The sequence below is a fragment of the Pseudomonas sp. RC10 genome, from assembly GCF_038397775.1.
Classification (GTDB): Bacteria; Pseudomonadota; Gammaproteobacteria; order Pseudomonadales; family Pseudomonadaceae; genus Aquipseudomonas; species Aquipseudomonas bambusae.
The window spans coordinates 4,564,994-4,588,344 of sequence record NZ_CP151650.1 but is presented as its reverse complement, the minus strand read 5'-3'; the positions used below and the strand labels follow the sequence as shown (position 1 = coordinate 4,588,344).

The following is a 23,351-nucleotide window of genomic DNA, read 5'->3' as shown; positions in this document are numbered from 1 at the left end:
TCCCTTCGGGAAGCAGTTATGAGTGGCAAGCGGCAAGCGGCAAGCAGATCGGTGGTGTTACGCGAATCTGCTTCTGGCCGATCTGATTACTTCTGTGCCTGCGCCGCCTGTTTGTTCTCCCAACCCCCACCCAACGCCAGGAACAAATCGATCTGTCCCATCGCCACCTGCGTATTCGCCGCCGCCAGTTGCGCGGTGACGTCGGTGTACGTGCGGGTGGCTTGCAGGTCGGCGAGGAAGGATTCGCGGCCAGCCATGAAGAAACGGTGGGTCTGGTCGGCGGCTTGTCTGGCGGATTCTTCGGTGTCGGCCAGAGCGTCGCGGCGTTCCAGCAGGGCGGTGTATTGCGACAGGCCGGTCTGGGCTTCGCGGATCGCGTTCAGCACCACGCCGTCGAAATGCGCCAGGGCCGCCTGATTCGACGCTTCGGCCATGTGAATCCGCGCTCGTGCGCCGTTGGACGGGATGGTCCAGCTGATCACGCCGCCAAAGCCCCAGCGGTTGGTCGAAGGCTCGCCCAGTTCCTTGAGAATACCGACGGTGCCGACGGTCGCGCCGATGCTGATGTCCGGGTACAGCTCGCCGGTCGCCACGCCAATCGCCGCACTCGACACCGCCAGACGACGCTCGGCCTGACGCACGTCCGGGCGACGCTTGAGCAGCGCGGCGCCGTCGCCCACCGGCATCACCTGGGCGATGTGGGGCAGTTCGGCGCAGTCGGCCGCGCCTTTCGGCAGTTGATCCAGCGGTCGCGCCAGCAGCATCGACAGGCGATACAGGCCCGCTCGTTGCGCAGCTTCGTAGCGCGGCAATTCGGCGCGCAGGGATTTGAACTGGGTTTGCGAGCGCGTCACTTGGGTCTCATCGCCACGACCGGCATCGCGCAGGCGTTGGGTCAGGTCGACGCTCTGCTTTTGCAGATCGAGCGAGTGCAGAGCGATGTTGCGCTCTTCATTGGCCGCGCAAATCTGCGTGTACGAACGCACCACGTCGGCCACCAGGGTGATCCGCGCCGTGTCGACGGCGGCCTGAGCGGCGTCGGTGTTGGCCTCGGCAGCCTCGATCCCACGCTGCAACACGCCGAACAGGTCGAACTGATAGGAGGTGGTCAAACCGATGTCGCCAACGTTGGCCACCGGCACTTTTTCCGGCAGCAGAAACGCCTGACCGGCTTCCTGCAAGCGCTGGGCCCCGGCCTTCGCGCTGTTGGTGAACCCGCCGGCAGCATCAGCTTCGTCAGTCTGATAACGGGCTCGTTGCAGGTTGGCGGCAGCGACCCGCAGGTCGGTGCTGGACACTAGGGCCTGACTGACCAAGGCATCAAGGGTCGGGTCGTTGTACAGGCGCCACCAGTCGGCAGGCACCGGCGCGGAGACCACGTTGGCCGAACTGCCAGCGATCTCGCCCTGCAAGTCGGGGCGGTTGACCGCCGCGTCCTTCGGCATCTTGTAGTCAGGGCCGACCACCGTGCAGGCCGACAGCAACAGGCCCAGGCCCGCGCTCAGGAAGGCCGCGCTGCGTTTCATTGGGCGGCTCCTTTCTGGGTGTTCTTGTCGGCGACGGCGTCGTCGATGATCGACACGGTGGCGGTCCGCCCGGCGATCATGCGGAAGTCTTCCGGCACTTCGTCAAACGCGATGCGCACCGGAATCCGTTGCGCCAGCCGCACCCAGCTGAATGCCGGGTTGACGTTGGGCAGCAGGTTGGAGCCGCTGCTGCGGTCACGGTCTTCGATACCGGCGACGATGCTGACGACGTGGCCGCTCAGGCGGGCGTTGTCGCCGATCACGCGGATGTCCACTTTCGAGCCGATGTGAATGCCGTCCAGCTTGGTCTCTTCGAAATAGCCGTCGATGTGGTACGAGGCGCTGTCCACCACCGACAGCACCGGGCGCCCGGCGCTGACGAACTCGCGATCCCGAGGGGCGCGGTCGTTGAGGTAGCCATCGACCGGGCTGCGGATTACCGAGCGGTCGAGGTTCAACTGCGCGGCGTCCACGGCCACTTGCGCTTCGTTCAACGCCGACAGGGCGCGGGCTTCCTTGGACTGGCTTTCTTCCAGTTGCTCGCGGGCGACGAGGTTGCCGAGGCCGCGGTTACGCTTGTTCTCGCGCTGGGCCTGTGCCCAGGTTTCCTTGCGGTCGGCGACGGTCGCCTGGGCCTGACGCAGCGCCAGGCGGAAGCGGTCCTGGTCGATGGTGAACAGGATCTGGCCTTTAGTGATGGCCTGGTTGTCGCTGACCGAGACTTTTTCGATCAGGCCGGACACGTCCGGGGCGATCTGGATCACGTCGGCGCGGATGTGCCCGTCGCGGGTCCAGGGGGCGTACATGTAATACATCACCATGCGCCAGACGACGACCGCGGCGAGCAGGATGACCAGCAATGTCAGGACCACACGGCCCAGCGTCAACAGAGGTTTTTTCATTTCATCAGGTATCGACTAAGGGTATCCACGACGCCGAGCAGCAGAGCGTATAGACCGACGTTGAACAAAGCCCGGTGCCAGACCAGGCGGTAGAAGTGGGCACGGGACAGCACGGCGTGCACCACCAGAAAAATCACGTAAGCGATGCCCATCAGCACCAGAAAGGTCGGCAGGAAAATCCCGCTGATGTCCAGATCACCAATCACAATGGCGCTCCATCGATGCCGTACGGCGGTTGTTCTTCTTGCTCGGCGAGCACGTCGACGATTTCCACACCCGGCAGCAGCGCCAGACGCAATCCGCTGAGCGCGTGCAGCAGGTGCAGGCGCGACTCGTCGTCGCCCATCCAGTCGAAGGTCAATGAGCGGCGTGCGCGGTCCATGGTCATCAACAGACCTTTGGGGGCCGGCAAACGCTCGCGGGCCTTGAGGCACGCGCGGAAATACGTGCCCACTTCAGTGGCCACCTGACGCAGCAATTGACGTGGCACCGCGTGCACCCGTGGCATGTAGGCCAGCAAATCCAGCATGTTCAGCGCGACCCGCACTTCACGCAGGGCGATGTTGGTGTCCTGGGCGGTGATGGTCAGGCGCGGCAAATGCTGCATCAGTCGGTCGAGCATCCGCACGCCCATGCGCCGGTGTTCGGCCAGGCTCGCTTCCTCGCTCAGCGAAACGATGTCGTTCCAACTGAAGCGTGTCAGGCGCTTGGCCGCCACTTCGGTGCCGAACGGGCGCACGATCAGGGTCCAGACGAAGGCGAACGCCAAGCCCACGGGACCGGCAATGTTGGAATTCACGAAGTTCAGGAAGTCGGCGTCGTAGGCGCTCTGAATGCTGATGAACGACGAGGTGTTGACGATGGTCAGCAGCGTGCCGAGGTAGAACTTCGGTTGCACGGTGAGGGTGCCGACGCAAATGAACGGCACGGCGAACGCCAACACCAGCATCGGAAAGTCGTGCAGGTTCGGCAACACCACGAACAGGTAGAGGCTGGCGAAAACCACCGACAGCATCGTCCAGAAAAAGAAGCGGTAAATCTGCGGAGCGGGGTCGTCCATGGCCGCGAAGAAGCTGCACGCCACTGCGGCCAGCGCGACGGCACTGGCACCGTCCTGCCAGCCCAGCAGAATCCACAACACCGAGGCGACGATGATTGCGCTGACCGAGGTGGCCACCGAGTACAGCATCATGCCCTTGTCGAGGAATGGCGACAGGCGCCCCAGCCGCCAGTGCCGATAGACCGCACGCCATGGGCGGTGGTCGTCGGTGGCGATGGCGACTTGCAGGCTGCGGCAGTCCTGCCACAGATCGATCCATTCGCGCAGGCGATAGAGCACGTTGGACAGCAGCAATTGCCGCCGGTCATCCAGCTGCGCCGGGGTCGGCTGCAGGCGGTCGAGTTCGGTGTGCAGCGCTTCCCAATAGTTCACGGGGGCGCCGTCGGTGGTCTTTTCCACCCAGTCGCGGCATTCGAGGATCAATGGCGCGACGTCGGCCACCAGTTCGGGGGTGCGACGTTCCAGGGCCCACAAGGCATCGTCGAGGGCGTCGATCACCGGCAGCAGGTGAATCATGCGCCCGCGCAATTCCTTGGCGTTGCGCACGGTCTGGCGGTGCGTGCCTTCGTGGGGCAACTGTCCGATCATCAATTCCAGGGTGTTGAAGGTGCCAACCATGGCCGTGCGCAGGGCGCCGACGGTTTCCGGGGACGCACGACGAGAGAGAAACAGGTCGCTGTAGGTCGAGGCGTCCTGAAACCACTTGCAAATGGTGTCGACCAGCACCGGCGCCAGACGACGAGGCCAGAACATCGCGCCGACCACGGCGGCGCAGACGATGCCGAGCAAAATTTCTTCGGTCCGTGACACGGCCACGTCGAACACTGCTTGCGGGTTGTCGACGACTGGAAAGGAAATCAGCGGCATGGTGTAGCCCGCGAGCATCAGCGCGTAACTGTTGGCGGTGCGCAAATGCAGGGACAGGTAGAGCAGGGTGCCGGTCCACAGCGCGATCACGGTGGCCAGCAAAAAAGGCGTCTGTACGAACATTGGCACCAGCACGACAGAAGCCGCCGCTCCAAGGAACGTGCCCGCTGCGCGGTACAACGCCTTGGAACTGGTGGGGGCGACGAAAGGGCTGGAGACGATGTAGACCGTCGCCATCGCCCAGTAGGGGCGGGGCAATTCGAAGATCAGCGCGATGTACAGCGCGAGCATCGACGCGGCAAAGGTGCGCACGCCGTAGAACCAGTCGCGGGAAGGGGGGACGCCCTGAAAGAAACCCTGGAACATGCCTTTCAAGAGGACAGCTCCGGGCCGACGGGGCTGGCTTTGGCGAAAGCCTTGAACACGCGGAGGGTGGCTTCCAGATCGGCGGGGTCGATGTCGGCGAACACGTCGCGGCGCAGTCGGATGAGTTCGTCTTCGATGGAGTTGGCCAGTGCGCGACCTTCGTCGGTCAGGCTCAGGGCTTTGGCGCGGCGGTCGGTCGGGTCTTCGGTGCGCTGCACCAGATTGGCTTTGCCCAACTGATCGAGCAGGCGCACCAGCGAGGGACTTTCAAGGCCGCAGGCTTGCGCGACGGTGACCTGGCGTACCCCTTCGCCCAGGCGCGCGATCATCAACAACGGACCCGCGCAGGCCTCGGACACGCCGTAGTTCACCAGCGTGGTCTGACACACGCGGCGCCATTGACGGGACGCCGCGACCACGCCGCCGGTGATGTGCATTTGCAGTGAGTCGAGGTTCATGAGCGGTGCCACTGGTGAATTCAACAAAAGGATTTGGTTAGGCAGTGAATGATTAGGCGCTGCATTATTAGGTTGCTAACTATTAATATCCGGTAACAAAGTCGTTTCGTCAATGGGGGCATGTGGTGAGGAGATGGATGGTGGGGCGCGGGCGGCCGCATATCCCTGTGGGAGCGAATTCATTCGCGAGAGGTATTTCAGGCGATGGAGATGTGGCGGCTGTACCGGCCCTTCGCGAATGAATTCGCTCCTACAGGGACGGGGTGGGCAGTTGCAATTGCGATTGGCCCGGAAATTCTTCGACCGTCTGTCGGCGCTTCCGCACCCTTTTTGGCGATTTTTTGGATTTCTTCTTCGGGTGTTTCAAAAAAATGGCGCGACCGGTGGAAAACGCCGACCCCGGAATTCGCTGCGTTGATCAAAATTTGCGCAATCAAGCGTTTGAACCGGATGATGTCGAGATGATAGCCAAGGCCGATTTTCGACCTTCTTCGGCAGTTTCTTGACTGGCTGGGCGAGCTAAAGAAAAACCGGTTCAGCCGATAGCAAAGGCGACAGGAAACGGGGCGCAAACCCCCGTTCCAGAGACCTCCCTTTGCTGGTGCGCATGTCGCACCCACGAGCGCAACATGATCGACCTCGCCACCTGGAACCTCTCCGTACCCGTAGGCACCCCTGCGGCCATCATCGACACCACGAAGCTGGTCAGCGGCTATCAGGATGGGTACTTCCGTTCGGGAGAGACGCTGTTTTTCTGGGCGCCCGTGACCGGGTCTCGGACCGATAACGCCATTTACCCGCGCACGGAATTGCGTGAGACCTACGCCAACGGCGCCGTGCACAACTGGGCCTACAGCCAGGCGGACAACTTCCTGCGTGCCGCGTTGACGGTCGATCAAGTGCCGTCGACCGGCAAGATCGTCATCGGCCAGATTCATTGCTACGGCAGCACGGAACCGCTGCTCAAGCTGGAATACCAGTACAAGGAAAAAACCAAGAACGGCAATCTGGTTATCAAGTACCGCCCGACGCCGACGTCTGAACCGGTGGTGATCCAGCTCGCCACCGGGGTCCTGATGAAAGAGCGTTTCAACTACACCATCCACCTGACCCCCGCGGGCGACCTCAGCGTCAACGCCCACGACATGCAATGGAACGCCCGGCTGGACGGCACGTGGAATGGCAAGCAGCTGTATTTCAAGGCGGGCGTCTACACCCAGGACAACGCCGGGTATGCGACGGAAGGTGGGGCGGCGACGTTCTACAAACTGCAGATCAGCCACGACAAGAAGGCCTAAGGGCAGTCGCGAGTTGTGAGCTGCAAGCTTCGAGCTAGAAGCCCTGCGGCGCCGCAGACGTGTGGGAGACGCCGGAGGTTACGACGGCAGCGATAGCGGTGGATCGGTTGAAGAGGGGCTGACTGGCAGCGATCAGCTTGCAGCTCGTGACTTGAAGCTCGCAGCTATCGAGCAAAGATCAGCGCAAAGCAGATCCGCCCCGGTGTCGGCTGGTTCACCGCCACGTCACCCCCATGCAATTGCATGATTGCCGCGACGATGGCCAAGCCCAGCCCGTTGGAATCGGAGCTCTGGTGGCGGGAGGCGTCGGCGCGGTAGAAACGGTCGAACAGTTTGCCGAGGGCTGATTCGCTCAGGACCGGGCCCTGGTTCTCCACCTCGATGCGGCGTTCATCGCCGTGGTCGATCACCCGAATCTCGATCTCGCTGCTTTCATCGGCGTACCGGATCGCGTTGGCCACGAGGTTGCTCAACGCGCGTCGCAGCAGCAACGGATCAGCGTCGAGCTGGCCATCGCCTGACACGTTGAACGTCATCTGCCGTTCCTCGGCCAACCCTTCGAAATACCCCGTCACCCGCTGCACTTCATCGGCCAGGCTCAGTGGATGACGATTGAGCGCGGCCTGTGCATCGTCGGCGCGGGCGAGGAACAGGATGCTTTCGACCATCCGCGAAATCCGCTCCAGTTCCTCAAGATTCGAGGCCAGCAGCATCTGGTACTCATCGGCGCTGCGCGGTTGCCGCAACGCCACCTGACAATGGCCCATCAACGAACCCACTGGCGTACGAATCTCGTGGGCGAGGTCGGCGGAAAACTGGGTCAGGCGCTGGTAACCGTCTGCGAGGCGGTCGAGCATGCCGTTATACGCGTCGCTCAGTTGCTGCAACTCCACCGGCGTGTCGCGGCTGTCCATCCGGCTGTCGAGGCGCGCCGGGGTGATGGCGGTGGCGTGGGCGGCCATGTTGCGCAGCGGTCGCAGGCCTCGACGCAGCAACAGATAGCCGAGCCCGGCCGTCACCGCGAACGCCAGTGCAATCGAAATCAGGATGCGGTCGCGAAAATTGGCAAGGGTCGCCATTTCCTTCACCGCCAGGTGCGCGGCGGTCAGGTGCACGACCTTGCCGCCAGACACCGCTTCCACCGTGGCCGCCCGCATCGGCACGTCCCCACGGACCATGCCGCTGCGCATGTCGTCCGCGCTCAAAGGGGCGTTGGCGCTGATCACCGGCATCTTCGGCAATGTCGCGTGCAGCGGGTTGACCATGATCACCGGGGATTTGCCCGGCTCGCCAATGACGAAAATATCGTCCTCGCTGTCCAGCATGTTTTCGAACAGTTGCGGGCTGCTGCGCAGGGTGTCGAGGGTCAGGTCGTATTGCAGCAGTTTGCGAAAGTGATCGAGCCGCGCCAGCACCGCGTGGTCGCTGCGGGTCATCACCGAGGCTTTCATGGTTTCGTAGAGGTACATCCCGGCGCTGGCCACGGCGAGCATCGCGACCACCGCAAAGGCCAGGGTCGAGCGCAGGGTCAGAGAGGGCTGGCGTCGGGCTCGCATGGCCGCACCTCGCACACGTAACCGATGCCGCGCACGGTATGGATGAGCTTGACCGGGTAAGGCAGGTCCACCTTGCTGCGCAGGCGCTTGATCGCCACGTCGACCACGTTGGTGTCGCTGTCGAAGTTCATGTCCCAGACCTCCGAGGCGATCTGCGCCCGAGACAGCACGTCGCCTTCGCGGCGCAGCAGCAGGTGCAGCAGGGCGAATTCCTTGTTGGTCAGGGTGATCACTTGTTGCTGGCGGGTGACGCGTCGACGCAGCAGGTCAAGCTCCAGGTCCGCTAGATGGAAATGATCGGCCTCGCGCACCACGCCCCGGCGCAGGATCGTGCGGATGCGCAGCAACAGTTCGGTGAAGGAAAACGGTTTGACGAGGTAGTCGTCGGCGCCCAGCTCCAGCCCGCGAATGCGGTCCTGCAACTGGTCGCGGGCAGTGAGGAACAGCACGGGCACGTCCTGCTTGGCGCGCAGCACTTCGATGATCTGCCAGCCGTCGATGCCGGGCAGCATGACGTCCAGCACCAACAGGTCGTAACGGTGCTCCAGCGCCATGTGCAGACCGTCGGCGCCGTGCTGGGTCCAATCGACTTTGTAGCCGGATTCGCTGAGGCCCTTTTTCAGGTACTCACCGGTTTTGGTGTCGTCTTCGATCAGCAGGATGTGCATCGTGGGCGGGGCTCGCTTCGCGTCAGGGCGGTGTCGCCGGGCGGTTATCAAAGGGCGCTGAAAACGGCTGGATGCCGCGTCGTGTGCGGAGTTTAACCATTTGGGCCGTTGAGGTCGGTTACATTTTTGTCATTGATCGCAGGGGGAACGAGGCGTGCGGCGAATGACAAAAATGTCATCGCCCGGTCATTGTCCGGTGCCGGTTGCGGGCGGAGGATGGCAGTCATTCAACACGCACTATGCTTCATCCCTCTGCCCTCAAGGAACGTCACGATGAAAATGAAGAATGCATTGTCCGCCACCTTTGGTTTGCTCGCCCTGAGCGCCGCCGTCATGGCCTCGGCGGCTGACATGCCCGTGGTCAAGCCGGTGCGCGGCACCATTGATAGCTTCGAAAACAACACCCTGACTTACACCACCCGTGCCGGTGCTCATCAGAGCATCGCCCTGACCGACAAGACTGGCGTGCGTCTGGTCTCGAAAGGCGACATCGCCTCGATCAAGGCCGACAGCTTCATCGGTTCGGCGGCCACGCCTCAGGCAGACGGCACGCTGAAAGCGCTGGAAGTGGCGGTGTTCGAGCCGAGCCTCAAAGGCAGCGGGGAAGGTCACTACGGCTGGCAGAACGCTGACGGCAGCACCGGGACCATGACCAACGGCACCGTCGGCAAGCTGACCGGCACCAACGGCCACACCCTGAGCGTGAGCTACAAAGGCGGCGAGAAGCAGTTGGTGGTGCCGGACGACGTGCCGATTGCCTACATCGAAGCCGGCAAGGTCGATCAACTGGTCAAGGGCGCCAAGGTCGTGGTGTTCCCGGCTGACGACGGCAAGACTGCCCGTGGTGTAGCGGTCGGCAAGGATGGTTTCCAGCCACCGATGTAAAATCCAAAACCATCGCGAGCAAGCTCACTCCTACAAAGACCGCGTATCAACTGTAGGAGTGAGCTTGCTCGCGATGCCGATGGCTATAGGTTGTCTTGAGCCTTCCTGAATGAGCCTCACACCATGAAAAAAAACAGCATTCATTCCTGGCCCATTCGCCTCACGCACTGGATCAACGCCTTTGGCATGGTCTGCATGTTCATGAGCGGCTGGGGCATTTACAACGCGTCGCCGCTGTTTCGCTTTTCCTTCCCCCGGGATTTCACCCTCGGTGGCTGGCTCGGCGGCGCGCTGGCCTGGCACTTCGCGGTGATGTGGCTGTTGGTGATCAACGGCCTGATCTACGTGGCGTACGGCCTGCTCAGCAAGCACTTCAAGCGTGACTTCCTGCCTGTCACCCCCAAGGCGGTCAAACGCGATCTGGTGGACGCCTTGCGCTTTCGCCTCAAGCACGAAAAGGGCGTGTACAACGCCGTCCAGCGCTTGATGTATTGGCTGGTGCTGGCGGCGGGCGTGCTGATCGTAGTATCGGGGCTGGCGATCTGGAAACCGATCCAGTTGCAGGAATTGACCGCGCTGTTCGGCGGCTACGACTTTGCCCGCTTCGTGCATTTCGGCGCGATGGCGGCGATTGGCGCGTTTGTCGTGGTGCACCTGGCGCTGGTGTTGCTGGTGCCGAAAACCCTGTTGCCGATGATCACCGGCGGCACGCGTGTGATGGAAAGCGGGAAGGGCGAACATGATTGAACCGAAAAAACGCGCGATCCAGCGCATCAAGCTGGAACCGGCGCAACAGATTCAGCTGGAAAACCTGCAACGCCGTCACTTCCTCAAAGGCGGCCTGACCGTGGGCGCGATGGCCATGCTCAGTGGCTGCAACCTGCAGGACGGCGATCAGGTGGACAAAGTGCTGTGGAGCATGTCGCGCTTTAACGACCGGGTGCAAGCCTGGCTGTTCAGCGGACAGAAACTGGCGCCGACCTTCGCCAAGGAGCAGATTCGCAACCCGTTCCCGTTCAACGCGTTCTACGGCGAGGACGACATCCCCGACCTGGACGTGGCCGACTGGAAACTCGGCGTCTCCGGGCTGGTGCGAGAGAAGGCCCCGTGGACCCTCGACGGCCTGCGCAAACTCCCGCAACGCACCGATATCACGCGGTTGATATGCGTCGAAGGCTGGAGCGCCATCGGGCAGTGGGGCGGGGTGCCGCTGAAGACGTTCCTTGAGCACGTCGGCGCGGACACCTCGGCCAAATTCGTCGGCTTCAAATGCGCGGACCGTTACTACTCCAGTCTGGACATGCCCACCGCCTTGCACCCGCAAACCCTGCTGGCGCTGGACTTTGGCGAGGTCGCGTTGCCGCCGAGCTACGGCTACCCGCTGCGCATCCGCGTGCCGACCAAATTGGGCTTCAAGAACCCCAAACACATCGTCGAGATCTTTGTGACCAACGATTATCCGGGGGGGTATTGGGAAGATCAGGGGTACAACTGGTTCAGCGGGATTTAGGCTGGCGATGTTCCCCCTGTGTCTGCCTCAACACCTTCATGCGCCGCTGACCCCCCGTGGGAGCGAATTCATTCGCGAAAAATTGTCCAGTCGATAGGGATGTACCGACTGGGATGGCTACTCGCGAATGAATTCGCTCCTACAGAGTGAGACCGTGCCCGACTCAACGGACAAAAAAAACCGCCTGGCGAGTGATCGGCAGGCGGTTTTTTAACGCGTTGAAACTCAGTTCAGACCGAGTTTGCCACGCATTTGCGACAGGTCTTCTGCCAGGGTGTTGACCGGGCCGGTCAGGGCTTTACGGTCGTTTTCTTTCACCTTGTCATAGGTTTCGAAACCGCCATCCTTGGTTTTGTACTTCGCCAGGATCTTGTCCACGGTGGCGAAGTTCTTGTCGACCTTGGCCACGAACGCCTTGTCCGACTTCTCCAATTGCGGCTTGAACAGGTCGACGATTTTCTTCGCGCCGTCTACGTTGCCCTGGAAGTCATACAGGTCGGTGTGGCTGTACCGGTCTTCTTCACCGGAAATCTTGGTCGCCGCGACCTCTTCCAGCAGCGCCGCTGCACCACCCACGACTTTCTCTGGCGGGAAGGTCAGGTCAGCGATGCGCGCTTGCAGGTCTTTGACGTCAGCCATCAGCTTGTCAGCCAGCGCGCCTTGATCCTTGGTGGTGTTCTTTTCGAAGAGCGCGTGCTCCAGACGGTGGAAGCCGGTGAAGTCTTCGGCTTCTACGCCTTTCTCATGGTCGTCAACGCGGGAGTCGATCGACTTGTCCAGGTCGTCGAACAGCTCGGCGATCGGCTCGATGGACTCGTAGGCAACGCGAGTGGTCGGGTACAGCTTCTTGGCGGTGGCCAGGTCGCCTTTCTTGATCGCGTCGGTGAACTTCTGCGTATCGGCGGCCAGCTTGTCGACGTTTTCAGTCACGTAAATTTTGTAGTCGGACACTGGGGTCACCAGGTCCAGCGGTGCCGTCGCCGCGAACACGGACGGGGTCTGCAACAAGCCAAGGGTAACCAACAGCGCGAGAGGCGACTTTTTCATGGAGCTCTTCCTGTGAGGTAAGGGTTGTCAGGCAGTTTTTGTTTTTACAGCGGAGGCAGCGGCCATCAGCGACCGACCTATGAAATCGTTGCTGTCTTTCACACCCGGCAAGGTGAAGAAATACCCGCCACCGACCGGCTTCAGGTACTCCTCCAGCGGCTCGCCGTTGAGGCGGGTCTGCACGGTGATAAAGCCTTTTTCCAGATCCGACTGGTAGCAGATGAACAACAGGCCCATGTCCAGCTGGCCGTTTTTCATCACGCCGTTGGAGTAGTTGAACGGACGGCGCAGGATCAGGTTGCGCTGGCTTTCGGCCGTGCGCGGGTTGGCCAGGCGGATGTGAGCGTCGAGTTTGGTGAGCTTGCCTTCCGGGTCCTTGGTGTAATCCGGGACGTCGGTTTCGGTCTTGCCATCCATAGGCGCGCCGGTGGTTTTGACCCGGCCAAAAATCGCTTCCTGTTCCTGCAACGGGGTGCGGTCCCAGCGCTCGACCAGGTTGCGAATGATGCGCACGGCCTGATAGCTGCCGTTGGCGGCCCAGGCGGGCTCGTCGCTGCCGGCTTGCACCCAGACCAGTTCGTTCATGGTCTTCTGGTTGTTGGAATCCGGGTTGGCCGAGCCGTCGCGGAAGCCGAGGAAATTGCGCGCGCTCTCAGGCGGTTGGCCTGGTTTGAGCGGGGCCTGGGCGGGCACGGTGCCTTCCTGCTTCCAGCGCACCAACAGCAGGTCCGGCAGGTTTTTCACGATGTCGCGCAGGGCGTGAATGTTGCTGTCCGGCGCGTTGGAGCAGAACTGAATGCTCAGGTCGCCATGGCAGCAGGCCGCTTCGAGGGCGTCGTTGGGAAAACCGACCATGCGTTGCAGGCGCTTGGGCTTGACGTGCTCCAGACCGAAACGCTCGTCGAACAGCGAGTCGCCGACCGACACGGTAATGGTCAGGTTATCCGGGGTGACCACCGGGCCAAGAATGCCGGAGTCCAGCGGCGGCAGCTTCGGATCGACCTGAGGCACGGCGCCGCCGGTCATCAGGAACGTGATGCGCTCGTTGAGCGTGCGGAACAGGCGTTCGAGGTCGTCGGTGTCCTGGGCCAGCACGTCGAAGGCCACCACCATGCCCGCCGTCGGGCGCGGGGTGACGATGCCGGTCTGATGCACACCGTGGAACTCGTTGCGATCTTGGGTCTTTTCGCTTTTCGGGGCTTCGGTCACTTGCGCCGGGGCACTGGTGGCTGCGAGGGCATTGCCGCTCAGGCTGGCACCGGCAATAGCAGCACCGGCAGCGCCAAGGCCCATCAGGACACGGCGGCGTTCAGCGGAAATCGGGGCGTTGGACGAATCGGAGTCTTTCATGTGGATAGTTTCTTCGCTCGGGTTTCAGGGCCGGGCGGGTGCAGAGGGGCACCCGCCAGGGCACGCTTAGAGGCCAGTGAGGCCCAGGGCCGGATCGATTCCATCGAGTGCATCGGCCAGCGCCTTGGCCTTGTCTGCGATTTGTTTGCGTTGTTCTGTGCCGACCTGGTCGTACGGCTTGTAGCCGTTTTCGGTCTTGAGCATCAGCAACTGGTCGTCCAGTGCGGTGCTGGCGTCGTCGATCTTCTTCAGCACCTCGCCCCAGTTCCTGGCCAGCAGTGGACGCAACAGCTCGATGACTTTGCGAGTGCCTTCCAGGTTGGCGGCGAAACCGCTGACGTCGAGGTGGCTGTAACGCTCTTCTTCGCCGTTGCTGCGGATGTCGGCCAGGCTGCGCATGTTGCGCACCACCATGCTCGCCAGTTGCTCAGGCGCGATGCTTTGGGCCAGCAATTGGGTTTTCAGCGTCGCGATGTCGGCTTGCAGCTTCTGCGCAACGGGCGACAGGCCGTCCACGGATTTCTGCGAGAAAAGGCCGAATTCGATGCGGTGGAAGCCGCTGAAACCAGCGTCCTGCTCGCGTTTCTCGAAATAGTCGGCGCGGGCGTTGATCGCATTGTCCAGCTCGGCCAAGCGCTGCGCGGCGGGCGCAATCCGCTGATACGCGGCGCGGGCCGGGGCGTAGGCTTTCTGCGCGGCGGCCAGATCGCCGCTGTCGATGGCCTGTTGCAGATCGGCGGTGGCGCGGATCAGCGCGCTGCTCTGGGTGCTCAGGTAGACGCGGTACTCCGACAGCGGGCCGATAAAGGCGACCATCGAAGGACGGGCTTTCGCAGCGGCTTCGGATTCAGCGGTTGGCGTCACGTGCAGAGTGCCGCGCGGGTTGCTCAGCAGGCCGCAAGTGATCGCGTAATCGCCTGGCTGCAGGTTGGCGTTGATGATCTGACTCAGGCCGGGAACGATGTTTTCGCGCTCTTCGACCACCAGTACGCCGTCGAGGATTTCCCACTCAACGGCACGCTCGGAGGCGTTGACGATTCGGAACGCATGCTTGCCCGCAGGCACGGTGATGGCGTTCGGCTCGCAGCTCTTGGCGTTAATGGTCACCACGGTTTCATTGCCGCCGTTGGCGATGCGCTTTTTCTGCGCGGCTTGCGAGGCGAAATAGAACATGGCGCCTGCGGCGATCATCAGCAGCACGGAACCTGCGACGGCAAATTGCAGGGCGCGTTTAGGCTTGGCTTTCTGCGGAGGAAGGCCGGTCTGACTGGTCATGGTTGCCCTTATTTGTTCGTAACTGAGGAAGAGTGGCCGTGTTCATGGGCCGGTCGGGTGGGCAGACTCACCACCCGCGCCTGCGGCTTGAAGAACAGGAACAGCGCGAAGACCAGGTAGGCGAGGTACGCCACCAGCACGCTGACGGTCGGGGCATCCTGATAACCGAACATGCCAGCCAGCACCGATCCGGTCGGGCCGTCCATCGGCAAGGTCGCACTGATGTCGAAGACCACGTCCTGGAAGTGGTTCCAGACCCCGGCTTCGTGCAGCGAACGCACGGAGTTGGACAGAATGCCAGCGGCCACGATGAGGATGAACAAGCCGGTGTAGCGGAAGAAGCGGCTCAGGTTCAGGCGCAGGCTGCCTTTATAGATGGCCACACCGATGGCGACCGCGATGATCAGGCCGAACAGCGCGCCGAGCGGGCCGGACACGCCTTCACTCTGCTGGAACACGGCCAGCAGGAAGAACACGGTTTCGAGGCTTTCACGGGCGACGGCGAAGAACACCATGCCGATCAGCGCGTAGGTCTGGTTTTTCGAACCGGCGAGGGCGGCGTCCAGGGATTGGTGCAGGTCATGTTTGACCGAGCGCGCCACTTTGCGCATCCAGACGACCATCGAACTGAGGATGACCACAGCGATCAGGCCGACCACGCCTTCGAACAGTTCCTGTTGTTTCTGCGGGAATTCGGCGCTGACCAATTCCAGGCCGCCCCCGACGAACAGCGCCAACGCCGCCGCGAGGAACACCCCGATCCAGACGGCGGGCATCCACTCGCCACGGCCGGTCTGTTTGAGGTAGCTGGCAATGATGCCTACGATAAGCGCGGCTTCAATCCCTTCGCGCAACATGATCAAAAAAGGAACGAGCATTTATCACCGGTGTAAATCTGATAGGGTGTGCAGCCTGAACACGGTCGCAAGCCATTCGCATTCAGGCAATGTGTAACATAATGATACTCATTATTGAATGAGCATACTTGTTTTTTTGCTTTTTCCCGGATTTGTGCAGGTGTTCAGGTGGCGTTCAGCCACGGGAGCAGCGGCGAGCGGCGAGCTTCGAGCTACAAGCTGCAAGAAGGTCGGTGGCGTACGCTTGCTTTTGATTCTGGCCGGAGGCCGTAGGAGCCGGCTTGCCTGCGATCTGGCGCGTAGCGGCAGTAAAACCTGACGACTCAATACACCTGACACACCGTTAACACCGACTTTACCGCCGCTATGCGCCAGATCGTAGGCAAGCCAACTCCTACGCCTTCGGCAGAAGCGGGTTGCGTTTTGTCAGTTGGAGCGTGGAGGCAGTGATCTTTTCATCATGTCAACGAACTTTTCCGCCGCCGGACTCATTCCGAACCCCACCCGCGTGATCAATCCGATCTCCCGATTCACCCCCGCATGCTCGACCCGCACTTGTGCCAGATCGCCCCGGCCTTCGTCGGCGGATTCCGGCAGCAGTGTCATCCCCAGCCCTTGCCGCACCAGTGCCATGACCGTGGACATGTAGTTCGCTTCCAGTCCCGGTGTCAGGGTCAGGCCTTCTTCGGCGAACAGTTGCTCCACTTTTTCGCGCACGCTGCTGTCGCGGCCGGTGAGGATGATCGGTTCGCCGGCGATGTCGGACAGCGCAATCGAACGCCGTTTGGCCAGCGGATGATCGAGGGGCACGAACAGGCTTAAACGGTCCTCCATCACCACCTCGAACGCCAGCCCGTGGCTCATGCGCGCCCGCACCCCCAGCCCGAAATCCACTTCGCCGTCGCGCACCAACGCATCGATGCGCTGAGCCACTACGTCCCGCAGCCGTACTTCGACGCCGGGGAATTGCTCGCGGAAGGCCTTGAGCATCGGTGGCAGGGCGCCGGAACACAGAGAGGGCAGAGCCGCCACGGTCACCACCCCGCGACGCAACGCCGCCAGATCCCGCGAGCCGCTGACGATGTTGTCCAGGTCCAGCAGCAGTTTTTCCATCGGCCCGCGGTTGTTCTGCCCGGCAGCGGTGAGGCTGACTTGGCGCGGGCTGCGCTCCAGCAGGGTGACGCCGAGCCATTCTTCCAGTTGCTGGATTTGCACGGTCAGGGCGGACGGCGAGAGGTTCAGTTCAAGGGCCGCTTTGGCGAAGCTGCCGCTGTGGGCGACGGCCAGAAAGGCGCGGATGTGCTGGATCGAGTTTTTCATGCGGGCCTCGATGATGGGGTTGATCGTTCCCACGCTCTGCGTGGGCACGCACCGTTCGACGCTCTGCGGCATACCTGCCACGTTCTGTTTTTACGAACGCAGACCATCGAACATTTCAATTTACAAAGCTTACCCCCGTTTCGATACTCGTTGAAAACAACAACAGCTCGTTCCGCCGCCCTTCGGACAGGAATGACAAGGACTCGCCCATGCTCGCCACCCTCGGTGTCATCACCATTCTCTGTTTGCTCGCCGCCGTCATGAGCAAGCGCCTCTCGCCCCTGGTTGCCCTGATCGCCTTGCCGATCGTCGCCGCGCTCATCGGCGGCTTCGGTCTGCAAACCAGCGGGTTCATCATCACCGGCATCAAGAACGTCGCCCCTGTGGTCGGCATGTTCGTGTTCGCCATCCTATTCTTCGGAGTGATGACCGACGCAGGCATGCTCGACCCGATCATCGACCGCATCCTGCGCACGGTGGGCACGCGTCCGACGCGGATTGTCGTCGGCACGGCGCTGCTGGCGTTGCTGGTCCACCTCGACGGTTCGGGCGCGGTGACTTTTCTAGTGACCATCCCGGCCATGCTGCCGCTGTACACGCGGCTGGGCATCGACCGGCGGATTCTGGCCTGCGTCGCGGCGATGGCGGCGGGGGTGAATTTCCTGCCATGGACCGGCCCGGTGTTGCGTTCGTCCGCCGCCTTGCACGTGCCCGTGGCCGAGCTGTTCCAGCCGCTGATTCCGGTGCAGATCGTCGGCCTGGCGTTTGTCTTCATCAGTGCCTGGCTGCTGGGGCGTCGTGAAGAAAAGCGCCTGGGGCTTGGCGCCGGAGCGAAGGTCGATGTGGTGCCCGAACGCGTCCTCACCGAGCAGGAAGAAGTGCTGCGCCGTCCGCGCCTGTTCTGGCTCAACCTGCTGCTGACCGTTGTAGTCATGGCCGTGATGATCGTGGGCTGGGTCGATCCGGTGGTGATGTTCATGGTCGGCACCGTGCTGGCGCTGTGCATCAACTACCCCAACGTCGATGCCCAACGGGCGCGCATCGACGCCCACGCCAAGACCGCGCTGACCATGGCCAGCATTCTTCTGGCGGCGGGTGTGTTCACCGGGATCATGCAAGGCACCGGCATGCTCAAGGCCATGGCCGAAGTCGCGGTGGCGCAAATTCCGGCAGGCCACGGCAAATTGATCCCGATGATCGTGGGCTTCCTGTCGATGCCGCTGAGCCTGTTGTTCGACCCGGATTCCTTTTACTTCGGTGTGATGCCGGTGATCGCCGAAGTCGGCCGCGCGTTGGGCGTCGATCCGCTGCAAGTCGCTCAAGCTTCATTACTGGGCGTGCACACCACCGGTTTCCCGGTCAGCCCGCTGACCCCTGCGACCTTTCTGTTGGTGGGGCTGTGCAAGGTCGAACTGGCCGACCACCAGCGTTTCACCATCCCGTTTCTGTTTGGCGCATCGGTGCTGATGACCCTCACCGCACTGCTGCTGGGAGTGTTTTGAATGAAAACTTTACGTATTGGCTCCGGCGCCGGTTACTCGGGCGACCGCATCGAGCCGGCCGTGGAGCTGGCTGAAAAAGGCGCGCTGGATTACCTGGTGTTCGAATGCCTGGCCGAGCGCACCATCGCCCTCGCGCAACAGGCGCGGCTCACTGATCCCGACGCCGGTTTCGACCCGTTGTTGAGCGAGCGCATGCGTCGCGTCCTGCCGTTCGTGGCCCGTGGCCGTGAGCCGGGGCAGCAACGCTTGCGGGTGATCACCAACATGGGCGCGGCCAACCCGTTGTCGGCCGCGAAAGAGGTGCGGCGGATCGCGGCGACGCTGGGGTTGCACGGCCTGAAAGTCGCCGCGCTGACGGGGGATGATGTGCTCGCGCAGCTGAGCCCTGAACAGAAGCTGGACAACGGCTCGACGATCAAGGCGCTGGGAGACCGGCTGATTTCCGCCAACGCTTATCTGGGGGCTGAAGGCATTGTTGACGCACTGAAGGCCGATGCTGACGTGGTGATTACCGGGCGCGTGGCCGACCCTTCGCTGTTCTTGGCGCCTCAGCTGTTCGAATTCGGCTGGGCGTCGGACGACTGGGCGCGGTTGGGGCGCGGCACGCTGATCGGTCACCTGCTGGAGTGCGCGGGGCAAATCACCGGGGGCTATTTCGCTGACCCCGGCGTGAAAGACGTGCCGGATCTGGCGCGGTTGGGTTTCCCGCTGGCCGAGATCGACGCGGAGGGCCGGGCAGTGATCAGCAAGGTCGCAGGGTCCGGCGGACGTATCGACACGGCGACCTGCACTGAGCAGATGATCTACGAAGTGCACAACCCTAGCGCGTACCTGACCCCTGATGTGACGGCGGATTTTTCGGGCGTTTCTTTTAATGTCGTAGCGCCCAACGAAGTGCGTGCCGAAGGGGCGTCCGGTCGCGCACGCCCCGAGACGTTGAAAGTGTCGGTGGGGTTTCTCGACGGCTGGATCGGTGAAGGACAGATCTCCTACGGCGGCCCCGGTGCGCTGGCCCGGGCGCAACTGGCGCGGGACGTGGTGCTGGAGCGATTGAAAATCACCGGTGTGGTGTTTGACGACGTGCGCGCCGAGCTGATCGGGGTCGATTCGTTGCACGGTTTCGAGTTGGGTTCGCGTGCCCTGAGTGAGCCGTGGGAAGCGCGTTTGCGGGTCGCGGCCCGTTGCGCCGACAAGGCCGAAGCGGTGCGGATCGGCAACGAAGTGGAAACCTTGTACACCAACGGACCTTATGGCGGCGGCGGGGCGACCAAGGCGGTGCGTCAGGTGGTGGCGGTCGCCTCGTTGCTGCTGCCCCGTGAAGCGGTCACGCCCCGCGTTCATCTGGAGGATGCATCATGAGCGTCGTCAAACTGCGCGACCTGGCCCATTCGCGCACCGGGGACAAGGGCGATACGTCGAACATTTCGGTGATTGCGTACCGGGTGGAGGATTACCCGCGACTGGTCGAACAACTGACGGCCGAGCGGGTGGCGGCGCACTTTGCCGAACTGCTTGACCCGACCGCCGAGGCCGTTCGGCGGTATGAGCTGCCGAATGTCCAAGCGTTGAATTTCGTGTTGCCGGGGATTTTGAAAGGTGGTGTGACACGCTCGCTGGCGCTGGATGCCCATGGCAAAGCGTTGGGCGCAGCATTACTGGATATTGAGATTGAAGGCTGATTTGCTGTTGATTCGGCGCTCCACCTTGCCTGCGATCGCTCCGGGGTCGCGTCCGACCGCAGCAGTCGTAACACGAACAGCGTGATATGTCTGACTCACCGCATGCTCCGATTTTGCTGCCGCTGCGCGCCAGATCGTAGGCAAGGTGGAGCGCCACCCCGGCACTCCCACGGCCCTCGGCCAGAAGCGGGCTGCCGCGTGATATGTCCTTCGGCCAGCGCCTGATTGAAGGACCGCAATAGCGGCGCTGCATCACCTCCCGTTCGTGAGAAACACCACATACCCCCGAAACCCTTCGCTCCCGCGCAAATACCCCGGCGCGTCCCATTCCCCGCCCTGTACCAGCCCGACCTTGAACGGCACGCCCAGCCGGCTCACCCTCGGCAGGTACGCGCGGTAATCCGGAATGCTCCGTCGGTCCTGATACGTCTGCACCACGATCTCATCCACCACGCCTTTCAGTTGCCCGATGGCGGTGGGGTCGGCGTTGCTGCTCCAGTCCATCAGCCCGGTGATACTCAGTTTGTACCGCGACGGCAGGCGCTCGCGCAGGTCGTTGAGGAAGGTCACGTACTCCTGCAAATAGCGGGTGCGGGCGTCGAAGTCGATCTGGATGCCGGTCACCGCGTTGCCCGCCTGCCGCCAACGTTCGACCTGCCCGAACAACTGGCGATAGACCGAGTCCGGCCAGCGCAGAGTGTGGGCGCGGTAGACGATCCACAACTCCGGCGACGGCAGCCGCGTGACGCTCATGCCCTGGGCGATGAAATCCACCCGTTGTTTGTCGCGCCGGGGCGCGAAAATCTGCCCCTGCAACACATACAACGTCTTCGCCTGCTCCAGCACCGGCTGTGACGCGACGCCGCTCCACAGCCAGAACGCGTCGTAGTCCCTGGCGTCTACCGAGGCCCACGCCGGACCCGCTGTCGAAATGCAGAACAGCAGCCCAATCAAGGCCCGACGCAGCGGCCTTATCACCAGTAATACTGCAACGTCTTGCCCCACGTGGTCCCGGCGTAGGTGCTCTTCAACTGTTTGAACCAGCCCTTGCGCACCGGCGGCGCCACGTCCTTGCCGCCGCAACTGTTGTAGCCGGACGGCCCGTAGCAGTTGATCGCGCGGAACAGCGCATAGGCTTTTTCGTCACGCCCGGCCTTGGCATCGGCGATCACGGTTTGATAGCCGTCCAGACGCGAGAACCCATCGCCCTTGAAACCCGGTTCGCTGCCGCCGAGTTGCGAGGCTGAGGGGCGCTGGTCCAGCGGCATGCTGTCCAGGCCGTTGCGCAGGATGAATTCGCCGAGGCAGTTCAAGCCGTTGGGGTCCTGGCCGTTGGCCTGAAGCGTCGCGGCGGTGTCGGCGATGCCGGGGCAGGCGTAGCTCGATTCGGCCTTCGCGCCGTTCCAGCGGAACAGTTGCAGGCTCTGGCCGTCGCCGTAGACGTAGCCCAATTGCGCGGTAAGTTTGCTGTCGGCGGGTTTTTCCGACAGGGCCTTGAGGTCGTCGCCGAACGCCGCGTACTGGCCGTGCATCAGCTCTTTATAGAGCAGCACGAATTGCGCGGTGGCCTTCTCGTTGTCGCTGATGCCTTGGGCAATTTGCTGACGCAGCAACGGCGCATCCGCCACCTTGCTCAGCAAGATCAAACGCACTTGCGCGGACTGAACCGGCGAGTCGCTGGCGAATACTTTGGCCAGTTGCCCGCTGCGTTCGTAGTTCATCGCCAGCGCCAGTTCCAGCTGTTCCCGTTGCAACGGCTGTTTCGCCAGCGGCAACAGTTTCAGCCACAAGGCCTGGGCGGCGGCTTTGTCACCGGTCGCCTCCAACGCCAAGCCGCGCAGGGTCTGTTGGCTGAACGCGAAATAATCGAGGGTGGCAGGCACGTCTTTCGGCAGGTGGTTCAGCGCCTCGGCGGGGTTCTTGTCGAGGTAGAACGAAAACGCCGCTTGCAGGTAATCGAACATCGCCGGTTGCTGGGCGAAGAGGGATTTCTGAGCCAGCAGCGCGTCGCGGGTCAGCGGCGACTGTGTGTCGGGCCGCATGAGCATCAGGTCGTGAGTGGCGGTGATCAGGGCCGACGGCGTAGCGCCGGTCATGAGCATCAGCAGCTTGTTGTCGGTCTCCTGAATCAACGCGTCCACCGGCAGGTTGCGCTGGTCGTCCTTGGCGTCGGCCAGTTGCCAGTTGTAGTCCTGGGCGAGCTTATCGAGGTCCTTCGACAGCCAGTGCACCCGACGCATCAGGCCCTTGGCGGACTGCGCGTAGCTGCCAGTGGGGTAGGCGCTGAGGTAGTGATCAATGGCTTTCGCGACCTGCGCAAATGGCGCGGGGTCGAGGCCGTCCTTCATCGTGCCGTACTCGTCGAACGCGTCTTTTTGCGCGTCGTTGAGCCGGGTGCGGGCGACCATGTACAGCGCCGTTTCCTTGAGCCACGGCTGGGGGCTGTCACTCAGGCTGGCGAACCCGGTTTCGGCGGCGGCGAAGCGCCCGCTGTAGAAATCCGAGGCCGCTTGCAGATAGACGAGGAACGCCTTGCCTTCTGCCGATTGAACGTCGGTGGGCAGCAGCGCGGCCTGTTTTTCGCCTTCCCATGTGCAGGTTTCCAACAATTGCATGCGCGCGCGGGCCAGGGACTGACGCTCGGCGTCGGACAGCTGCGGCGCCTCGACGACGTGCTGGATGAATGCTGTGGCGCTGTCGTCGCTGTTACTGCGGCAGCGGCTGCCTTCCCCTTGCAGGAACGCGTCGCCCGCTGTGTCGAGGCTGTCGCGTTTGAGGCCCAGTTTCTCCAGCAACTCGCCCAGTGCTGCCGTGCTGGAATTATCGCCTTGATCGCCTTCCTCGGCCGACGCCTCCAGACGTGCCACGGGGAACGGCACCGGACCGAAACCTTCCGCGACTTCATCGTCGGTCAGCGCGTTGGGCGTGAGCTCCAGCGCCTTGCGGTCGGCGAGCATCAGCCGCAAGTTCACCCGGCTGTCGTTGCCGGGGCTGAGAAACGCCAGGTTGTTGCACACGTCCAGTGAGTCGCGCAGCAGCAACCAGTTGGGGTAGCAGGAATCGTCACCGCTGGCCTGGGCCGAGCCACAGAATGCCGTGCCGATGATCAATGCAAGAGGGGTCAGCAAGCGGGTACGCATGAACAATCCTTGATTTCAGTACGCAAGAGGAGGGGGAGGCGCGGCGAATGATACAGGGTGTTTCTGAAATGCGGATGAAGTGGCA

Annotated in this window: 22 protein-coding genes; 7 read left to right on the top strand and 15 right to left on the bottom strand. The window is 62.5% G+C overall.

All coding sequences use genetic code 11. The features are described from left to right. Positions 1–86: 86 nt before the first annotated feature. The 6 genes from AAEO81_RS20970 to AAEO81_RS20945 form a co-directional block, all read right to left on the bottom strand. Entirely contained in the window at positions 87–1,526 is a 1,440-nt protein-coding gene (locus AAEO81_RS20970) for an efflux transporter outer membrane subunit (RefSeq protein WP_341958861.1), read from the bottom strand. Next, the gene (locus AAEO81_RS20965) at positions 1,523–2,428 is read right to left on the bottom strand and encodes an HlyD family secretion protein (RefSeq protein WP_341958860.1); all 906 of its coding nucleotides are present in this window, start codon (positions 2,426–2,428) and stop codon (positions 1,523–1,525) included. The genes AAEO81_RS20970 and AAEO81_RS20965 overlap by 4 nt, the downstream gene beginning before the upstream one ends. Further along, positions 2,425–2,634 carry a DUF1656 domain-containing protein gene (locus tag AAEO81_RS20960; RefSeq protein WP_166598493.1) on the bottom strand — a complete coding sequence of 70 codons (210 nt, stop codon included), beginning with the start codon at positions 2,632–2,634 and terminating at the stop codon, positions 2,425–2,427. Before AAEO81_RS20960 ends, AAEO81_RS20965 begins: the two co-directional genes overlap by 4 nt. Then, on the bottom strand, positions 2,631–4,721 hold the full coding sequence (locus AAEO81_RS20955) for an FUSC family protein (RefSeq protein WP_341964586.1): 2,091 nt from the start codon (positions 4,719–4,721) through the stop codon (positions 2,631–2,633). Before AAEO81_RS20955 ends, AAEO81_RS20960 begins: the two co-directional genes overlap by 4 nt. A gap of 5 nt (positions 4,722–4,726) precedes the next feature. Beyond that, a complete protein-coding gene (locus tag AAEO81_RS20950) occupies positions 4,727–5,179 on the bottom strand; it encodes a MarR family transcriptional regulator (RefSeq protein ID WP_341958859.1) in 453 nt (150 codons plus the stop codon). Positions 5,180–5,376: 197 nt separating this feature from the next. After that, positions 5,377–5,751, bottom strand: coding sequence for a hypothetical protein (locus AAEO81_RS20945; protein ID WP_341958858.1), 375 nt, complete (start codon positions 5,749–5,751; stop codon positions 5,377–5,379). A 57-nt stretch (positions 5,752–5,808) separates the two neighbouring features. On the opposite strand from AAEO81_RS20945, the gene AAEO81_RS20940 reads away from it, so the two are divergent. After that, positions 5,809–6,477, top strand: a complete 669-nt coding sequence (locus AAEO81_RS20940) for a polysaccharide lyase family 7 protein (RefSeq protein ID WP_166598495.1) — start codon at positions 5,809–5,811, stop codon at positions 6,475–6,477. A 164-nt stretch (positions 6,478–6,641) separates the two neighbouring features. Here AAEO81_RS20940 and AAEO81_RS20935 read toward each other — a convergent pair whose 3' ends face one another. After that, positions 6,642–8,033 carry a heavy metal sensor histidine kinase gene (locus tag AAEO81_RS20935; protein ID WP_341958857.1) on the bottom strand — a complete coding sequence of 464 codons (1,392 nt, stop codon included), beginning with the start codon at positions 8,031–8,033 and terminating at the stop codon, positions 6,642–6,644. Next, a complete protein-coding gene (locus AAEO81_RS20930; protein ID WP_341958856.1) occupies positions 8,006–8,701 on the bottom strand; it encodes a heavy metal response regulator transcription factor in 696 nt (231 codons plus the stop codon). The genes AAEO81_RS20935 and AAEO81_RS20930 overlap by 28 nt, the downstream gene beginning before the upstream one ends. Before the next feature lie 279 nt (positions 8,702–8,980). Between AAEO81_RS20930 and AAEO81_RS20925 the strand changes: the two genes are divergently transcribed. From AAEO81_RS20925 to AAEO81_RS20915, 3 genes are all read left to right on the top strand, one after another. Beyond that, complete coding sequence (locus tag AAEO81_RS20925) at positions 8,981–9,586, top strand: hypothetical protein (protein WP_166598507.1); 606 nt, start codon at positions 8,981–8,983, stop codon at positions 9,584–9,586. A 123-nt stretch (positions 9,587–9,709) separates the two neighbouring features. Continuing rightward, a complete protein-coding gene (locus AAEO81_RS20920; RefSeq protein ID WP_341958855.1) occupies positions 9,710–10,333 on the top strand; it encodes a cytochrome b/b6 domain-containing protein in 624 nt (207 codons plus the stop codon). Continuing rightward, positions 10,326–11,096 (top strand): molybdopterin-dependent oxidoreductase, encoded by a 771-nt coding sequence (locus tag AAEO81_RS20915; RefSeq protein WP_341958854.1) that lies wholly within the window; start codon positions 10,326–10,328, stop codon positions 11,094–11,096. Before AAEO81_RS20920 ends, AAEO81_RS20915 begins: the two co-directional genes overlap by 8 nt. Positions 11,097–11,321: 225 nt before the next feature. On the opposite strand, the gene efeO (AAEO81_RS20910) is transcribed toward AAEO81_RS20915, so the two are convergent. The 5 genes from efeO (AAEO81_RS20910) to AAEO81_RS20890 all read right to left on the bottom strand — a co-directional run bounded on the left by efeO (AAEO81_RS20910) (position 11,322) and on the right by AAEO81_RS20890 (position 16,945). Next, on the bottom strand, positions 11,322–12,143 hold the full coding sequence (gene efeO / locus AAEO81_RS20910; protein WP_166598500.1) for an iron uptake system protein EfeO: 822 nt from the start codon (positions 12,141–12,143) through the stop codon (positions 11,322–11,324). A 27-nt stretch (positions 12,144–12,170) separates the two neighbouring features. Beyond that, positions 12,171–13,493: an iron uptake transporter deferrochelatase/peroxidase subunit gene (gene efeB / locus AAEO81_RS20905; protein WP_341958853.1), complete on the bottom strand. Its 1,323-nt coding sequence runs from the start codon at positions 13,491–13,493 to the stop codon at positions 12,171–12,173. A 66-nt stretch (positions 13,494–13,559) separates the two neighbouring features. After that, on the bottom strand, positions 13,560–14,768 hold the full coding sequence (efeO, locus tag AAEO81_RS20900) for an iron uptake system protein EfeO (protein WP_341958852.1): 1,209 nt from the start codon (positions 14,766–14,768) through the stop codon (positions 13,560–13,562). Positions 14,769–14,776: 8 nt separating this feature from the next. Beyond that, a complete protein-coding gene (gene efeU, locus AAEO81_RS20895) occupies positions 14,777–15,646 on the bottom strand; it encodes an iron uptake transporter permease EfeU (protein ID WP_341958851.1) in 870 nt (289 codons plus the stop codon). A 405-nt stretch (positions 15,647–16,051) separates the two neighbouring features. Beyond that, positions 16,052–16,945, bottom strand: coding sequence for a LysR family transcriptional regulator (locus AAEO81_RS20890; RefSeq protein ID WP_341964585.1), 894 nt, complete (start codon positions 16,943–16,945; stop codon positions 16,052–16,054). Between the two features lie 209 nt (positions 16,946–17,154). On the opposite strand from AAEO81_RS20890, the gene AAEO81_RS20885 reads away from it, so the two are divergent. The 3 genes from AAEO81_RS20885 to AAEO81_RS20875 are packed head-to-tail and all read left to right on the top strand — an operon-like array spanning position 17,155 to position 20,126. Beyond that, positions 17,155–18,447, top strand: coding sequence for a citrate:proton symporter (locus tag AAEO81_RS20885; RefSeq protein WP_341958850.1), 1,293 nt, complete (start codon positions 17,155–17,157; stop codon positions 18,445–18,447). Next, the gene (locus tag AAEO81_RS20880) at positions 18,448–19,806 is read left to right on the top strand and encodes an acyclic terpene utilization AtuA family protein (RefSeq protein ID WP_341958848.1); all 1,359 of its coding nucleotides are present in this window, start codon (positions 18,448–18,450) and stop codon (positions 19,804–19,806) included. Further along, on the top strand, positions 19,803–20,126 hold the full coding sequence (locus tag AAEO81_RS20875) for a hypothetical protein (RefSeq protein ID WP_341958847.1): 324 nt from the start codon (positions 19,803–19,805) through the stop codon (positions 20,124–20,126). Before AAEO81_RS20880 ends, AAEO81_RS20875 begins: the two co-directional genes overlap by 4 nt. Positions 20,127–20,378: 252 nt before the next feature. Here AAEO81_RS20875 and AAEO81_RS20870 read toward each other — a convergent pair whose 3' ends face one another. Continuing rightward, entirely contained in the window at positions 20,379–21,080 is a 702-nt protein-coding gene (locus AAEO81_RS20870; protein WP_341958846.1) for a DUF3142 domain-containing protein, read from the bottom strand. Positions 21,081–21,100: 20 nt separating this feature from the next. Further along, complete coding sequence (locus AAEO81_RS20865; RefSeq protein ID WP_341958844.1) at positions 21,101–23,266, bottom strand: outer membrane assembly lipoprotein YfiO; 2,166 nt, start codon at positions 23,264–23,266, stop codon at positions 21,101–21,103. Positions 23,267–23,351 lie beyond the last annotated feature (85 nt).

Excerpts from the sequence above, each read along its gene's own strand:
- efeO (WP_166598500.1), bottom strand. The coding sequence starts at position 12,143 with ATGAAAAAGTCGCCTCTCGCGCTGTTGGTTACCCTTGGCTTGTTGCAG.
- AAEO81_RS20880 (WP_341958848.1), top strand. The coding sequence starts at position 18,448 with ATGAAAACTTTACGTATTGGCTCCGGCGCCGGTTACTCGGGCGACCGC.
- AAEO81_RS20885 (WP_341958850.1), top strand. The coding sequence starts at position 17,155 with ATGCTCGCCACCCTCGGTGTCATCACCATTCTCTGTTTGCTCGCCGCC.
- AAEO81_RS20955 (WP_341964586.1), bottom strand. The coding sequence starts at position 4,721 with ATGTTCCAGGGTTTCTTTCAGGGCGTCCCCCCTTCCCGCGACTGGTTC.
- AAEO81_RS20935 (WP_341958857.1), bottom strand. The coding sequence starts at position 8,033 with ATGCGAGCCCGACGCCAGCCCTCTCTGACCCTGCGCTCGACCCTGGCC.
- efeO (WP_341958852.1), bottom strand. The coding sequence starts at position 14,768 with ATGACCAGTCAGACCGGCCTTCCTCCGCAGAAAGCCAAGCCTAAACGC.
- AAEO81_RS20915 (WP_341958854.1), top strand. The coding sequence starts at position 10,326 with ATGATTGAACCGAAAAAACGCGCGATCCAGCGCATCAAGCTGGAACCG.
- AAEO81_RS20930 (WP_341958856.1), bottom strand. The coding sequence starts at position 8,701 with ATGCACATCCTGCTGATCGAAGACGACACCAAAACCGGTGAGTACCTG.
- AAEO81_RS20875 (WP_341958847.1), top strand. The coding sequence starts at position 19,803 with ATGAGCGTCGTCAAACTGCGCGACCTGGCCCATTCGCGCACCGGGGAC.
- AAEO81_RS20925 (WP_166598507.1), top strand. The coding sequence starts at position 8,981 with ATGAAGAATGCATTGTCCGCCACCTTTGGTTTGCTCGCCCTGAGCGCC.
- AAEO81_RS20965 (WP_341958860.1), bottom strand. The coding sequence starts at position 2,428 with ATGAAAAAACCTCTGTTGACGCTGGGCCGTGTGGTCCTGACATTGCTG.
- AAEO81_RS20940 (WP_166598495.1), top strand. The coding sequence starts at position 5,809 with ATGATCGACCTCGCCACCTGGAACCTCTCCGTACCCGTAGGCACCCCT.
- AAEO81_RS20920 (WP_341958855.1), top strand. The coding sequence starts at position 9,710 with ATGAAAAAAAACAGCATTCATTCCTGGCCCATTCGCCTCACGCACTGG.
- AAEO81_RS20865 (WP_341958844.1), bottom strand. The coding sequence starts at position 23,266 with ATGCGTACCCGCTTGCTGACCCCTCTTGCATTGATCATCGGCACGGCA.
- efeU (WP_341958851.1), bottom strand. The coding sequence starts at position 15,646 with ATGCTCGTTCCTTTTTTGATCATGTTGCGCGAAGGGATTGAAGCCGCG.
- efeB (WP_341958853.1), bottom strand. The coding sequence starts at position 13,493 with ATGAAAGACTCCGATTCGTCCAACGCCCCGATTTCCGCTGAACGCCGC.
- AAEO81_RS20890 (WP_341964585.1), bottom strand. The coding sequence starts at position 16,945 with ATGAAAAACTCGATCCAGCACATCCGCGCCTTTCTGGCCGTCGCCCAC.
- AAEO81_RS20950 (WP_341958859.1), bottom strand. The coding sequence starts at position 5,179 with ATGAACCTCGACTCACTGCAAATGCACATCACCGGCGGCGTGGTCGCG.
- AAEO81_RS20970 (WP_341958861.1), bottom strand. The coding sequence starts at position 1,526 with ATGAAACGCAGCGCGGCCTTCCTGAGCGCGGGCCTGGGCCTGTTGCTG.